This window comes from Staphylococcus sp. IVB6181, assembly GCF_025561445.1.
GTDB classification, from domain to species: Bacteria; Bacillota; Bacilli; order Staphylococcales; family Staphylococcaceae; genus Staphylococcus; species Staphylococcus simulans_B.
In genome coordinates, this window is the sequence record NZ_CP095096.1 from 312,709 (window position 1) to 326,567 (window position 13,859).

At 37.2% G+C, this 13,859-nt stretch carries 12 protein-coding genes and 2 pseudogenes; 9 read left to right on the forward strand and 5 right to left on the reverse strand.

Annotated elements, in window-relative coordinates:
• The first annotated feature begins 162 nt into the window (after nucleotides 1–162).
• Nucleotides 163–864, forward strand: a complete 702-nt coding sequence (locus tag MUA90_RS01420) for a hypothetical protein (protein ID WP_262587882.1) — start codon at nucleotides 163–165, stop codon at nucleotides 862–864.
• Nucleotides 825–1,070, forward strand: a pseudogene (locus tag MUA90_RS01425) (hypothetical protein); the annotation flags it as partial. The gene MUA90_RS01420 and the pseudogene MUA90_RS01425, both read left to right, overlap by 40 nt.
• Nucleotides 1,071–1,183: 113 nt before the next feature.
• Here the strand turns inward: MUA90_RS01425 and MUA90_RS01430 are convergent.
• The 4 genes from MUA90_RS01430 to MUA90_RS01445 form a co-directional block, all read right to left on the reverse strand.
• Nucleotides 1,184–1,939, reverse strand: a complete 756-nt coding sequence (locus tag MUA90_RS01430) for an SDR family NAD(P)-dependent oxidoreductase (RefSeq protein WP_262587883.1) — start codon at nucleotides 1,937–1,939, stop codon at nucleotides 1,184–1,186.
• Nucleotides 1,940–2,018: 79 nt separating this feature from the next.
• Complete coding sequence (locus MUA90_RS01435) at nucleotides 2,019–2,459, reverse strand: MarR family winged helix-turn-helix transcriptional regulator (RefSeq protein WP_262587884.1); 441 nt, start codon at nucleotides 2,457–2,459, stop codon at nucleotides 2,019–2,021.
• Nucleotides 2,460–2,669: 210 nt separating this feature from the next.
• Nucleotides 2,670–3,812, reverse strand: coding sequence for a hypothetical protein (locus MUA90_RS01440; RefSeq protein WP_262587885.1), 1,143 nt, complete (start codon nucleotides 3,810–3,812; stop codon nucleotides 2,670–2,672).
• Between the two features lie 102 nt (nucleotides 3,813–3,914).
• On the reverse strand, nucleotides 3,915–4,304 hold the full coding sequence (locus MUA90_RS01445) for a hypothetical protein (RefSeq protein WP_262587887.1): 390 nt from the start codon (nucleotides 4,302–4,304) through the stop codon (nucleotides 3,915–3,917).
• Between the two features lie 117 nt (nucleotides 4,305–4,421).
• Between MUA90_RS01445 and MUA90_RS01450 the strand changes: the two genes are divergently transcribed.
• Nucleotides 4,422–4,613 carry a hypothetical protein gene (locus MUA90_RS01450; RefSeq protein WP_114604363.1) on the forward strand — a complete coding sequence of 64 codons (192 nt, stop codon included), beginning with the start codon at nucleotides 4,422–4,424 and terminating at the stop codon, nucleotides 4,611–4,613.
• 126 nt (nucleotides 4,614–4,739) lie between these two features.
• On the opposite strand, the gene MUA90_RS01455 is transcribed toward MUA90_RS01450, so the two are convergent.
• The gene (locus MUA90_RS01455; RefSeq protein ID WP_262587889.1) at nucleotides 4,740–5,444 is read right to left on the reverse strand and encodes an SDR family oxidoreductase; all 705 of its coding nucleotides are present in this window, start codon (nucleotides 5,442–5,444) and stop codon (nucleotides 4,740–4,742) included.
• Between the two features lie 390 nt (nucleotides 5,445–5,834).
• On the opposite strand from MUA90_RS01455, the gene MUA90_RS01460 reads away from it, so the two are divergent.
• The 6 genes and pseudogenes from MUA90_RS01460 (at nucleotide 5,835) to tdcB (ending at nucleotide 13,852) form a co-directional block, all read left to right on the forward strand.
• Nucleotides 5,835–7,418 carry an FMN-binding glutamate synthase family protein gene (locus tag MUA90_RS01460; protein WP_262587891.1) on the forward strand — a complete coding sequence of 528 codons (1,584 nt, stop codon included), beginning with the start codon at nucleotides 5,835–5,837 and terminating at the stop codon, nucleotides 7,416–7,418.
• Between the two features lie 260 nt (nucleotides 7,419–7,678).
• On the forward strand, nucleotides 7,679–9,145 hold the full coding sequence (locus MUA90_RS01465) for an MDR family MFS transporter (protein ID WP_262587893.1): 1,467 nt from the start codon (nucleotides 7,679–7,681) through the stop codon (nucleotides 9,143–9,145).
• 189 nt (nucleotides 9,146–9,334) lie between these two features.
• A complete protein-coding gene (locus MUA90_RS01470) occupies nucleotides 9,335–10,129 on the forward strand; it encodes a putative hydro-lyase (protein ID WP_232168115.1) in 795 nt (264 codons plus the stop codon).
• A gap of 93 nt (nucleotides 10,130–10,222) precedes the next feature.
• Nucleotides 10,223–11,332: an ImmA/IrrE family metallo-endopeptidase gene (locus MUA90_RS01475; protein ID WP_262587896.1), complete on the forward strand. Its 1,110-nt coding sequence runs from the start codon at nucleotides 10,223–10,225 to the stop codon at nucleotides 11,330–11,332.
• Nucleotides 11,333–11,668: 336 nt separating this feature from the next.
• Nucleotides 11,669–12,788 (forward strand): annotated as a pseudogene (locus tag MUA90_RS01480) (alanine dehydrogenase).
• 26 nt (nucleotides 12,789–12,814) lie between these two features.
• Entirely contained in the window at nucleotides 12,815–13,852 is a 1,038-nt protein-coding gene (tdcB, locus tag MUA90_RS01485; RefSeq protein WP_262587897.1) for a bifunctional threonine ammonia-lyase/L-serine ammonia-lyase TdcB, read from the forward strand.
• Nucleotides 13,853–13,859: the final 7 nt, after the last annotated feature.

Consider the following 13,859-nt stretch of genomic DNA (forward strand, 5'->3'; position numbering starts at 1 on the left):
GAGAAATGAGACACGAGGTCTTGTTTCTCCTTTTACTTGTTATACAGATGATAAGTGGACAGTATGTGTCTACCATTAGAAATACATATCTTTGTTGTGTTCGATTAGGGTATAATGCAATTAAGTATCGAAAAATAGAATATACGAAAGCAGGGGACATGTATGAAATTCAGATATATAGGTGCAAGTCTTGCCGCGTCTGCATTATTATTGACGGCATGCGGACAAAAGGAACAAAACGAAGATACAAAACAAGAAGAAAAATCAAATCACAACCAAGATAGTTCAAACCAGCAAGAACAAAACAATCACAATGAATCAGACAGTCATGAGAACAATAATGACACACAAAATGAATCTTCAAAAGAATCATCTTCTAAGGAAAAATTCAGTGATTTGAATACCAACAGTAAAGAATATTTAGCACGTGTTTGGTTAGGTGTGTTAGAGAGTTATCAAGATGGCGGCAGTGATTTTGATTCCATCACAATTGACCATTTAGATGTATCTGGTCAGCATATGTATAACCAATATACTGTACGTTATGACGAAGGAACATATGTATTAGCAGCTACTCCGACAGCTGCCGGTCATGTCGTATATAAAAACAATGGAGACGGCACAGTAACGATTTATCCTGTACCGAGCCATTTCCAAGATCGCCGCTGGATAGAGCCTGGATACAGCCGCAGCGAATCACAAAGTATTATGAACCAAGGCAAAGTAGTACCGCTTTATGATGGCGATGATGCATTGGTACATCAAGTAGAAGGCTGGATCAGCGACGGCACAAAAGTACCTGAGTCTAATGCGGGCATATTGAAACAGAAACTTCTGAAAGTACTTCTGATGAAGGTACAGTAACACGCGAAAATGTAATTGATAAAGTTGAAGAATATGAAGGTCATACATTAGACACCAGCACGTATACATTCAAAAAACCTGAAAAACGCAGCGACGGCGGTTGGGGCTTCTCTATTTTAGATAAACAAGGCAACCTTGTCGGTTCTTATATCATTGATGCGGACGGTACTGTGACAAAGTATGATGAAAACGGCGATGAAGTGTAAGCATGCTTCATCATCAAAATAAAGAATGATAAAAAATAATGAAACAAAAAGCAACGAGACAAAACACTCCCCTATGGTTAATATTAAAACCATAAGGGAGTGTTTTATTCATATTAATAAAGTTTGATGCTGCCGCCATCTACCATAAGTGTTTGACCTGTAATGTATTGAGAATCGCTGCTGCCTAAAAATACCGCAACAGGTCCGATATCTTTTTCGACATCACCGAATTTTTGAAGCGGAATGCCGTTAACTACCTTTTCATAATACTCAGGGTTGTTTTGTCTCCACTGGTCGACACCTTCAGAGTAAGCAATTGGAGAAATAATATTGGCGTTGATACCGTATTCACCGAATTCGTTAGCTATCACACGTGTGATGCCTCGAATCGCTTCTTTTGCGGCAACATAAGCACCTTGATTTTTATCTCCTTTCATCGCTGCACCAGAACCGAAGTTGATAATGTTTCCTTTAGTTTCTTTTAAATAAGGAATTGTCATCTGGCATAAATGAAATGTCGCAAAAAATCCAGTGTTGAATGATAAATTCAAGTCGTCTTCTGTGATATCTAAAAAGCTGTTCATGCGAGATGCGTGTGCATTATTAACCAATATATCAATCTGATGATATTTCTCTATTGTTTGATCTACACATGTCTGCAGCGAGGCTTTATCAGTTAAATCTGTTTTGATGAATGTTGTTTCATAGCCTTGCTGGTTTAATTCCTCGCTTAAGTTTTGTCCTTTTTCTTCAGCGATATCCGCAATCACTACACGTGCATTTTCCTTTGCATATGCACGGACAATACCGGAACCTATACCGCCTGCGCCGCCTGTCACAATTGCTACTTTATTTTCTAATTTTGCCATTTAAGATAACCATCCTTTGAATATATTTTTTCTGTGTGCATCTGATTACGTTTGTTTACTGAGTTATCTTAGGTGTGTCTTAATTGTTTTCATTTAATTTTTTGACGTGATTAAATAGTTTGTTTTGAATGTTTAACAGTTGCTCGACTTCTTCTTCATTTAAAACAGAGTAGATTTCTTGGTTCATTTTTTGACCTTGTTCTTGAGCTTTGTTTAATAATTTTTGTCCATTTTCTGTGATGGAAATTAAGAAGACGCGTCGATCATGCGGGTGTGCTTTACGTTCTACATAGTGGTTGCGTAGTAAGTTGTTGATTAATTTAGTGACTGCACCAGATGTATAGCCTAACGAATGTGCAATATCTGTCGGCTTTTGAGGTCCTTCTTTTTCTAACTTCGACAGCACTAGAATTTGAGAAATATTTACATTTTCATCAAATCTTTTGATAAAGAGTGTCATAGTGGCAGAATTCAAAAGGTCTGAATGATGAATGAGTTCAAAAAAATTGTTGTTTGTCATAATCTCTCCTCAGTTAAAGTATTGTATAATATTATTATACCGGTAAGATACTTACTGATAAACTATTTAGGCATATGGTTACGATTTGATTGTTTTTGCGAAAGCGAATGAGATGATATTAATCACTAACATAAAACAGGAAGGTTTTCACTTTATAATCATGAAAACCTTCCTGTTCTGCGTTTTGAATTTTTAATTTGAACTTCTGTATTATTTTCGGTATTGATTGAAATCAATGATGTTGCTCTGTGATGGGTGATTAGATTTATTTTTTTTGTGTCGTTTTGGTTGTTTCGGTTCATCATCATGAAGTTCTGATAAGAATTGGTCTAATTCATCTTGAGAGGTGATTTTACCGTCTAAAATAGCATTCATGACTTTGGCATCATCTGAACCATCGTCTTCAAATGCGAGTAATTCTTTAACGACTTCGCGCATGTCTTCATCTTGTCCTGCTTCTGAGAATGCCGCAATGGCACCTTCGATATTTTTAGGCATCTCTGAAGTGAGTGCGTTCAATTTCTGCATTTTATTAATTTCTTCAAGGATTTCTCGGTCGTCAGGATCGATGTAATCTAATGGATCAATATTGTTTTGTTCGAAATAATCGACTAAGAATTCAAAGATATCAATCGGCATATAAAGCACACTATAATCCCAGTCAGCAGCAACCATAAAGACGTCTAAATCCAAGTTTGATACATGCGTAAATGGAATGACGTTGCTTCCTTCCACAATAAAATAAGCAATTAAGCTGCGTGCATCTTCAGTGAGATAATCGAAACGTTCGAAAGGATCCTCCATGAAGGCATCCTCAATCAATTCAATTAATTCATCACTATTGCATTTTGAGAAACCTTTGATTTTAAAGTTGCGGCAGATTTGTTTGAGTTCTTTTACTGTGAAGTCGCATAATCTGAAAGGCAAGTGATAAAGTCCGTATTCTTGTCTTGCTTCATGAAGCTCCTGCATTTCTAGAATTGCATCTTCTTCATCGTCATCTAACTGCGGTAAAGGCTTGTATTGACTATTAAGTACATATTGGTTGTAATTATTGATGAAATCAATATCTACAAACCAGCCTTCATCATCTAATGGAAAGATAAAATTGGTCGCTGATAATAATGGCATGTATCTGGCATCTTTCTCAGAGATTACAGGTACTTCTATTTGATTGGAAAGAATGAAATCCAGTACTTGTTTTTCTTTTTTATTACTGTATTTCGCATAATCAGCGAAAATTTCTGCTTCAGTCATTTGCATAGAATCTTCTTTTTTGTAGTTCGGATTTTTAATTTGTATTGCGTAAAGGAGTCGGTCGTAATTATCATATTTATCAGAGAAGTCGTACATATATCTGTCACCTCATGCGTTAATTAATCTTATTTATCTATTTTATACTAAAATCAAGATGATAACTAATAATTCTATCATTCAATTTTACCATAGTGATGTTCAGCTTTTAATGTTGATATGATGCTTTTTAAAGTACTTGCTGAGGATGAAATAGATATCTTGCGGGACACTGATCATGTGCTTCTTTTTATTGTAATTGACCATAAAAGCATCATCGATGGCAGAAGGTACCGGGCCTTTTAGACTGACCGCATTATGTTCATGAACAAAGAACAGCGAAAGCAATGCGACGGCTTCATCATCTTCTAATAAGATATCCAGCATTTCATCAGGCTCTTCGTAGAACGTTTTAGATATCATTAAGGCAATTTCATTTTTTCTGGTGTTCGCAAAACCATGAATATGATATTTTCTGCAAATATTCTTAAGTTCAGGCAAACTATATTTTCTTGTCATAATTTGGGCGATTGTTAAATATTCTTGAAGCATGTCTCTATCCTTTCTTCAATGTTACATCTAGACGAATGTGCGGATGATTCATATAGGATTGTACCGCAGGTTATGGTACATTAATGAATAAGAATTATAAAATGAAGGAGAACTTCAATGGATGTTACAACATTTGTCTATGTATTGATTATAGTCATCAGTTTTCTGGTAACGAACGCGATTTCAAACCGATTTATCAAAAACCGTTCCAATACTGGACTGTATCTTTTAAAACGCGTCGGTATTTTCATGGCTGTCTATCTTGTATTATTTACAATCTATTTTATCTTATTCCAGCCTAAATTCTAAAGTAATCTGCGGGGTGCTAAGTTAATCTTAGTACCTTTTTTAATACGACTGCATCTATGTAAAAGCATAAGCCAAGGCTGCCCTCGGCTTATGACTCATTTCCTAAGTGTTTCGTATATCTCTTTTTTATACAGGACGTACTGTGACTTCATTAACATTGACATGACCTGGTTGTGTTAAGGCATATACAACAGCATTTGCGATGTCTTTAGGTTCTAACATTTTACGGTTGCCCCAATCTGTATCGCTTGTCATTGCAGTGTCTACCATACCTGGTGAAATGCTTGTAGAACGGATACCGGTTTTAGCCAGTTCTTTTTCTAAGCCCTGTGTAATAGCGTGAACAGCTGCTTTTGTGGCACTGTAGAGTGCACTTGTCTTACTGACTTCAAATCCCGAAATTGAAGCAATATTGACAATGTGTCCGCTGGATTGTTTTTGGAAGTGGGGCATGACTGCGTTGATTGCGTATAGTGTACCTTTAAAGTTCACATCAATCATGTCATCCCAAGCTTCTACTTGTCCGTCTGTGATTTGCGATGATTTCATTTGTCCTGCACTGTTGACTAAGATGTCTACTTTGCCGAATTCTTCTACAGCTTGTGCAACGGCACGATCGATCTCTTCGCGTTTTGTGACATCTGCACTGATGATTTCAAAGTTCTTCGCACCTGCTTTTCTTAATTCAGTAGAAACCGCATCTAATTTGTTTTCATCACGTGCAACAAGTACGACCGTTGCGCCTTCATTTGATAGTTTAAGTGCGATGCCTTTCCCGATACCGCTGCTCGCACCCGTAACTACAGCGACTTTCTTGTTTAATTCTGTCATGAGTAAATCCGCCTTTCTCTCTCTTATTTAACTACACTTTAACATATTCCCTTAATTGTTCTGTGTATAAGCATTGTGTACACATAAGAAAGACTAAATAATCCGAACATTTGAAAACTTTCAAACCCTGTTTTGATTAGGTTAGAGATATGTTAGATTAAATACGGTGTTGGAATTTATTACATTTCTAGTGTAGAAAATGCGATTAAAAGCATCCTTTCATAAATATTTCTTCAAAAATGTAAACGTTTTCTAAAAGCATAATGAAACTAGATAGATTTTGGTATACAATGAAATTATGTTTAAATTATGTGCAATTTCAGCAGAGTGGGCTGCTGAGAATTGAAGTAAATAGAGTTAAGGCATATCAATAGAGAGAGGGGAACAAAAATGCTATTGCTTACGATTCTTCAATTCATACTCAACATTTTCATCGCTATCGTTGTCGTGGGATTGTTGATTTCTGGATTGGTTTTGTTAATCAGAGATAAGCGCCAGCAACAACACAGTGTCCTAAGAAACTACCCTGTGCTTGCACGTGTGCGCTATTTCTTCGAAAAGATCGGACCTGAGCTGCGTCAATATTTATTCTCAGAGGATACGAAAGGCAAGCCGTTTTCACGCAGACAATATACGGATATTGTTAAAGCGGGTAAATACAAATCGCGTATGGCAAGTTTTGGGACATTAATGGATTATGAAGATGGGTTCTTCATTCAAAATACAATGTTTCCGAAACAAGCAACTGAAATGCGTATCGATCAATCGAACTTGATTTCTACTTTCTTGTATAAAGTAGATAATGAACGCTTATTCGACCGTGAAGAACATCGCGAATCGGATGAAGTTGATCCTTATTACCTTTCAGATGAGGATGCGGTGGTATTAGGCGAAGGCCTCAAACATCCTTATGTGGTAAAACGTTTAGTCGGTCAATCTGGTATGAGTTATGGTGCACTCGGTAAGAATGCGATTACTGCACTTTCAATGGGATTAGGACGTGCAGGGACTTGGATGAATACCGGAGAGGGCGGTTTGTCTGACCACCATCTTAAAGGCGGCGGAGATTTAATTTATCAAATCGGACCAGGTCTATTCGGTGTACGTACCGCTGACGGAGATTTTGACATAGACAAATTCAAACAAAAAGCGGGCATGGACCAAGTGAAAGCCTTTGAAGTGAAGTTGGCACAAGGGGCTAAAACACGCGGCGGTCACATGGAAGGTGCTAAAGTAACAGAAGAAATCGCAGAAATAAGAAGTGTAGAAGTCGGTAAAACAATCAATTCACCAAACCGTTTTGAATTCATTCATAATTATGATGACTTGTTAGATTGGATTATGCAGCTGCAAGAAGCAGGACAAAAACCTGTAGGATTCAAAATTGTAGTCAGCCGTGTATCAGAAATTGAAGGCTTGGTTAAAACAATGAAAGAACGTAATCAATTCCCAAGTTTCATTACAATTGACGGCGGTGAAGGCGGTACGGGTGCCACTTATCAAGAGCTTCAAGATAGTGTCGGCTTGCCGCTGTTTACAGCACTGCCGATTGTGACAGGTATGCTTGAGAAATACGGCATCCGCGATAAGATGAAAATCTTCGCATCAGGCAAATTGGTGACACCAGATAAAATCGCAATTGCACTCGGTCTAGGAGCAGACTTAGTCAATGTAGCGCGCGGTATGATGATCAGTGTCGGCTGTATCATGAGTCAGCAATGCCACTTGAATACATGCCCAGTCGGTGTTGCGACAACCAACCCTAAATTAGAGCGCGGTTTATTTGTAGACGAGAAGAACTACCGTGTCACAAACTATGTGACAAGCTTACATGAAGGGTTATTTAACTTAGCAGCGGCAGTCGGTGTCAATAGTCCGACTGAAATTACGCAAGATCATTTAATACTTAAAAACAAGAGCGGCGACCTTCAATCGATATATGATTATAAACTTAAACTGATTGAAGCTTCATAAAGATAATCTATAACTGAAGCGTTATGTCTATTAAGCGACATTTTCCATGAGATGTAAGTGGAAAATGTCGCTTTTTGTATGGGACAATATTCCATGGCAAACGAAATAATCCAATGTACTATCCGCCAGTCGACTGATTTTACTAGATTTAACACTTAATTAAACTGGAATCAATCTTTTTAAGGCACAGTTGTGGTATGATAAATTGCATTATTTAAAAATGGGAATGAAAAGACGGTTTTACATAGAGGAGATGAAATATGTCACATAAAACAAAACTAGTGATGATTATAACAATGCTGATGGGCGGATTTTTCGGTTTGTTGAACGAAACTTTGCTTGCGACAGCATTGCCGAGTATTATGAGAGATTTCAATATTGAATTTACACAAGTACAGTGGTTAACGACTGCTTTCTTACTTACAAATGGTGTAGTTATACCGTTATCAGCGATGGTTATCCAGCGCTTTACAACACGCCAAGTCTTCACGACGGCGATTTTAATCTTTTTAATCGGAACAATAGCAGCTGGATTCAGTCCAAACTTTACAGTGCTGTTAATTGCACGTATTGTACAAGCACTTGGCTCAGGTATGATGATGCCATTAATGATGACAACAATCTTGGATATTTTTGAACCGCATGAACGCGGAAAATATATGGGGATTTTCGGTTTAGTGATTGGTTTAGCACCTGCAATCGGACCGACATTGTCAGGTTACTTAGTAGAATACTTTAATTGGCGTTCATTGTTCCATGTTGTAGCGCCGATAGCGGTGCTTACTTTCTTGGCCAGTTTAAAATTTGTGATTAACGTAGGAACCACAAAGAAAGTACCGATTGATGTATTATCGATGATACTTTCTGTCTTAGGTTTCGGCGGTTTATTATACGGTACTAGTTCAATTTCAAGAGACGGCTTTGATGATCCGATCGTCTTAACAACGATCATCGGCGGTTTGATTTTGGTGGTCATCTTTATCATCAGACAAACACGTTTAACGACACCGCTGCTTGATTTCAGAGTCTTTAAAGAAGGCCAGTTTGCGGTAGGTATATTGATAATGGCCTTTGTGATGATTGCGATGATTGGTTCAGAAACAGTATTACCGATTTTCGTACAAAATATTATGGGCAAGCCGGCACTTGAATCCGGACTTATTTTATTGCCGGGTGCGATTGTAATGGGAATTATGTCTGTCTTGTCTGGCTTTCTATTTCAGAAATTCGGTGCCAAAATACTTGCGATTATCGGTTTATCGATAGTTGTTATTACAACATTGTACTTCGTCTTTATGGATGGCGATACATCTTCAGGTATGCTGGCAACGGTTTACGCTATTCGTATGGTTGGTATTGCTTTAGGTTTAATGCCTTTAATGACGCATATTATGAATCAGTTGCCGATGCATTTGAATGCGCATGCTTCTTCAATGACGAATACCGTACAACAAATTGCGGCATCTATCGGTACAGCCGCATTATTCACGATCATGAGCCATTATGCTGAAGCATTCAAACCTGATATGGCAGATTATCAAGGTATGGGCAAGAAGGCTGTGATGCAAGCTGTGCAGCACGATGCGTTATTGAATGGTTATCATGCAGCCTTCTGGTTTACAGTAATTATTGCGGTGATTAGTTTAATCAGTGTGTTCTTGTTAAAAGGCAAGAAAGCCGCAGATGCCGCATCACCGCTTACTTCAGAAGAACAACATATGCAATAAACGAAAATATTGAAATAATGCTTTATTACAAGTCTTGGATGTGTACTTACAATGTATCCAAGACTTTTTTGTTTGTTATTGAAATGAAATTGCTTTAATTGTTTTATCAGAATATTTTCGCAACTCCATACAACAGGTAATGTTTCATGATAGAATAGTTCAAAAGAGAGACAAAGGGGATGTAGTTTTATGACAGTACAAGATTATCAAAATGCGACACCAAAAGAGATTCGCGACGCCATTGCGAAAGGGGAAATCACAGGGCATACGAGCGGTATGGCTAAGGGGTACATTCAAGCGAATGTGGTTATTCTGCCTGAAAAGTATGCATATGATTTCTTGAAGTTTTGTTTTAAGAATCCTAAGACATGTCCATTATTAGACGTGTCAGAAGTCGGGGAGAAACATTTTACGAAGTATGGAAGAGAAGCGGATATCACACAAGACGTGTCATTATATCGCGTGTATCGAGATGGAGAGTTAGTTGAAACACCGACAGATATCGGACATGTCTTTACAGAAGATATGGTCAGCTTCTTAATCGGATGCAGTTTTACGTTTGAACATGCGCTGCTTGAAGCGGGTATTCCTATCCGCCACATTGAAGAAGGACACAATGTGCCGATGTATATTACAAACATTCCAGCAGAACCAAGCGGCCGCTTTGACGGTAATATTACTGTAAGCATGCGCCCTATGACAATGGCAGAAGCAATTAAAGCGACAGAAATTACAACACACTTTAAGAACGTACATGGTACACCGATTCATATCGGAGATCCGAAAGCAATCGGCGTGACGGATTTGGAAAACCCTGATTTCGGCGAACCGGTTCAGTTTAAACCAGGTGAAGTGCCTGTATTTTGGGGATGCGGTGTTACTCCGCAATCTGTCGCATTAGATGCCAAACCAGAACTCATCATCACACATGCGCCTGGTCATATGTTTATCACAGATGTTAAAGATAGCGAATTGAGTGATTAAGGGTAAAAAAATAGATGTTGCTTAGTGGTTCATACAATCATTTAACTAACGGGATATGGTATAATATTTAAAAATATTGGAGGAGGCAACGCCATGATCAAACGTATTGCACTTAATAAACAAGTGTTTAATGCGTATATTCAAGAAGCAAATGTGCCTCTCTCCGCTATTAAAGAGAAGGTTGAAAAGATAGATGACATCATGAGCGGAGAGATTGACCCAACATTTAATCAGCTTATCAAAATAGCGAAAATTATAAATGTACCCGTTGGTGCATTATTGTTGAATGAGAAAATGACTGAGCCGAAAGAAAGATTGGACTTTAGAGTGATTCAATCGAAAATGGAAGAAAATAAAAGCGAAGAGCTTAAAGCAACAATACAAGAAATGCGAATGAAACAAGCGTTTTTAAAAGAAGAAATAGAATATGAACTTCCGTGTATCCATCTTTTTAAAGCACAAACAGATGTACTTCAAGTTGCACATGAAATTCGTAAAATTTTAGATGTTCCAAAAGATTATATGGGACAAGCAAAGCCTGATGCATTTAACTATTTCAGGGAAAAAATCAATCGAATCGGAGTTTTTGTTTTCTTAAATGGAAAAGTAAAAGACAACACACACCGTCCGCTCAATATTAAAGAATTTAGAGGCTTTGTATTAAGCGATAAACAGGCACCGATCATCTTTATTAATCAAACAGACACTAAAAACGGACGTTTGTTCACATTGATTCATGAACTGGTTCATTTGTTTGTAGGTAATGAAGGTATTTTCAATAGCGATGCATTGGAAGAAAGTACGCAATCATTCGAAGCATATATTAATAAAATCACAGCTGAACTGCTTGTACCTTTAGCCGTATTTGAGAAGATCAAGACAAATGATATTCATATTCTAGAAACAATATTTCCAGTAAGTCAATATGTCTTATATAGAAGATTATTAGATACAAATAGAATAAGCCGCACCGCTTATCAAGTTGCTGTAAAGGAACTCGAAGAGGCATATACAAAAGCACAAAAGAATAAAAAGCTTAGTTCTGAATCCGGCGGAAACTTTAATAACAACCTGAAGTACAGAATGGACAGTGTCTTCTTCAGATATGTCGACAATGCTTTAAAACAAAATAAAATTTCTTATACTGATGCTTTTCAGTTAGTAGGTGTTGGTTATAAGGGATATAAATTTTTGGCAAAATAAATATGAATACTTAGTGAAGTCTTAGTTGAAAAACTAAGGCTTTTTTCTTTTTGATATCACAAAATCAGCAACGGATAAAATTGTTATTGTTCCACTTTTAATTTATATTACCTATTTTGTATCTATATACATTTTATGACAATTTGCGAGTTTATTACATAATAAAATCGATTGTAACAGCAATGAAAGCGCTTAACCTCTAGGATAGTTAAATTATATAAATATTCTGATTATGTTTAAAATTTAAAGTTTGTTAAAAAAATAACAAAATCAATTTGACTTTATAATATTTTAGAGGTACATTCTATGTGAATAAATTCACAAGTAGAGATGATCATGGAAATTGGTATTATCAAGGAACTAAAACCAGGTGAAGGACGTGTCGCGTGTACACCCGAAAACGTTAAAAAAACTTGTGTTAGAAGGACACCGTGTTGTGGTTGAATATAATGCTGGTACAGGCTCTGGATTTGATGATGAACAGTATAAAAGAGCAGGTGCGTTTTTAGTGGATCATGAAGAAGCTTGGCAAGCAGATTTAATTGTGAAAGTAAAAGAACCGGATGAGAAAGAATTCCGTTATTTTAAAGAAGGACAAGTGATTTGGGGTTTCCAACACTTAGCATCATCTAAAGCAACGGTAGAGGCAATGAAAGAAGCAGGTGTCACAGCAATCGGCGGCGAAACTATTGTTAAAGATGGACAAGCTCCATTACTTGCGCCTATGAGTGCGATTGCCGGCAGACGCTCAATGTTGATGGGTGCGTATTATTTAGAAAAACAACATGAAGGAGAAGGTATTTTAATCTCAGGTATCGATGCCATTGATGGTATTCCAGCGGGTAAAGTGGTTATCTTCGGCGGAGGTTCAGCTGCAGTAAACGCTGCGACAATCGCATTGGGCTTACAAACAAATGTATCGATTATTGAGTTGAAAGATGAACGTATTGCATGGCTGAAAGACCACTTTAAAGGTGAAAAAGCCGAAGTGATTAAATCGACAAAAGAAAATCTAGCTGAAGAAATTAAAACAGCTGATGTCTTTATTTCAACTATTCTAATCCCTGGTTCTAAACCTCCGAAACTTGTTACTAAAGACATGATTCAATCTATGAAAAAAGGATCAGTGCTTATTGATATTGCGATTGACCAAGGCGGAACAATTGAAGGCATTAAACCGACAACAATTGATAATCCGGTGTATGTAGAAGATGGAAAAGTATTTTATGCAGTACCTAACCAACCAGGTGCAGTTCCAAGAACTTCTACAATGGCACTTGCTTTAGGCAATATTGAGTACTTATTAGAAATCAGTAAAAAAGGTATAGCACAAGCGATCAAAGATAATCCAGTTCTAGCATCTGGCGTCAATATATACAGAGGTCATATTACTAACGAAGGTTTAGCACAATCTCACGATATGAAATACGAAGCACTTAGCGATGTTATTGATTGACTAAATAAAGAAATGGAGTGTTAAGCATGACAGTTAACAGTGCAATTATGCAAACAGAAAAATATTGCAACATTCACGATATCAAAGAAGCCAAAATGAAAATACGAGATTATGTACGTAAAACGCCTTTAATACAATCTATGTTTCTAAGCAATAATGTGACACATGGCAATGTCTATTTAAAATTAGAAAACATGCAATTTACAGGTTCCTTTAAATACAGAGGAGCACTTAATAAAATCTTGCATCTCACAGATGAACAAAAAGATAAAGGAATTATAACTGCTTCAGCTGTCAACCATGCACAAGGATTAGCTTTAACAGGTAAATTACTAGACATCAAAACAACAGTGATTATGCCTGAAGAAGAACCTATTGCGAAACAAGAAGCAACCCGCGGTTATGGTGCAGAAGTAATTTTAAAAGGTGAAACGTTTAATGACTCTCGTTTGTATATGGAAGAACTTGCAGAAGAAACAGGAAAAACGATTGTTCATCCTTATGATGATAATGAGGTAATGGCTGGTCAAGGTACCATTGGTCTCGAAATTCTGGATTCAATTTGGAATGTAGATACAGTGATTGTTCCTGTCGGCGGCGGACTTATTTCTGGAGTAGCGACCGCTTTGAAATCATTTAATCCGTCTATTCATATTATCGGAGTACAATCAGAAAATGTACATGGTATGGCTGAATCAGTAAAAGAAGGACATATCGTATCGCAATTTACTAATCATACGATTGCAGATGGCACAGAAGTCGCAATACCTGGAGATAAAACATATGAAGTAGCAGATAAGCTGGTAGATGAATTTATCTTAGTCAGTGAAGATGAAATTTCAGATGCAATGCGTCATTTAATGCAACGTGCAAAAATTATCACAGAAGGTGCAGGCGCATTACCTACAGCAGCACTTATCAGCGGTAAGATTGATCCGAAATGGTTAAAAGACAAAAATATAGTAGCACTTGTTTCAGGCGGAAACGTAGACTTAACACGTGTTTCACATATCATCGATACTTTGCTTAAACCAGCAGATACAAGTGAAGGTGTAGTCGGCTAACTTAATA

What these genes read in the sequence shown, in the direction of transcription:
- MUA90_RS01420 (WP_262587882.1), top strand. Translation starts at nt 163, where the DNA reads ATGAAATTCAGATATATAGGTGCAAGTCTTGCCGCGTCTGCATTATTA.
- MUA90_RS01430 (WP_262587883.1), bottom strand. Translation starts at nt 1,939, where the DNA reads ATGGCAAAATTAGAAAATAAAGTAGCAATTGTGACAGGCGGCGCAGGC.
- MUA90_RS01450 (WP_114604363.1), top strand. Translation starts at nt 4,422, where the DNA reads ATGGATGTTACAACATTTGTCTATGTATTGATTATAGTCATCAGTTTT.
- MUA90_RS01440 (WP_262587885.1), bottom strand. Translation starts at nt 3,812, where the DNA reads ATGTACGACTTCTCTGATAAATATGATAATTACGACCGACTCCTTTAC.
- MUA90_RS01455 (WP_262587889.1), bottom strand. Translation starts at nt 5,444, where the DNA reads ATGACAGAATTAAACAAGAAAGTCGCTGTAGTTACGGGTGCGAGCAGC.
- tdcB (WP_262587897.1), top strand. Translation starts at nt 12,815, where the DNA reads ATGACAGTTAACAGTGCAATTATGCAAACAGAAAAATATTGCAACATT.
- MUA90_RS01460 (WP_262587891.1), top strand. Translation starts at nt 5,835, where the DNA reads ATGCTATTGCTTACGATTCTTCAATTCATACTCAACATTTTCATCGCT.
- MUA90_RS01445 (WP_262587887.1), bottom strand. Translation starts at nt 4,304, where the DNA reads ATGCTTCAAGAATATTTAACAATCGCCCAAATTATGACAAGAAAATAT.
- MUA90_RS01435 (WP_262587884.1), bottom strand. Translation starts at nt 2,459, where the DNA reads ATGACAAACAACAATTTTTTTGAACTCATTCATCATTCAGACCTTTTG.
- MUA90_RS01475 (WP_262587896.1), top strand. Translation starts at nt 10,223, where the DNA reads ATGATCAAACGTATTGCACTTAATAAACAAGTGTTTAATGCGTATATT.
- MUA90_RS01470 (WP_232168115.1), top strand. Translation starts at nt 9,335, where the DNA reads ATGACAGTACAAGATTATCAAAATGCGACACCAAAAGAGATTCGCGAC.
- MUA90_RS01465 (WP_262587893.1), top strand. Translation starts at nt 7,679, where the DNA reads ATGTCACATAAAACAAAACTAGTGATGATTATAACAATGCTGATGGGC.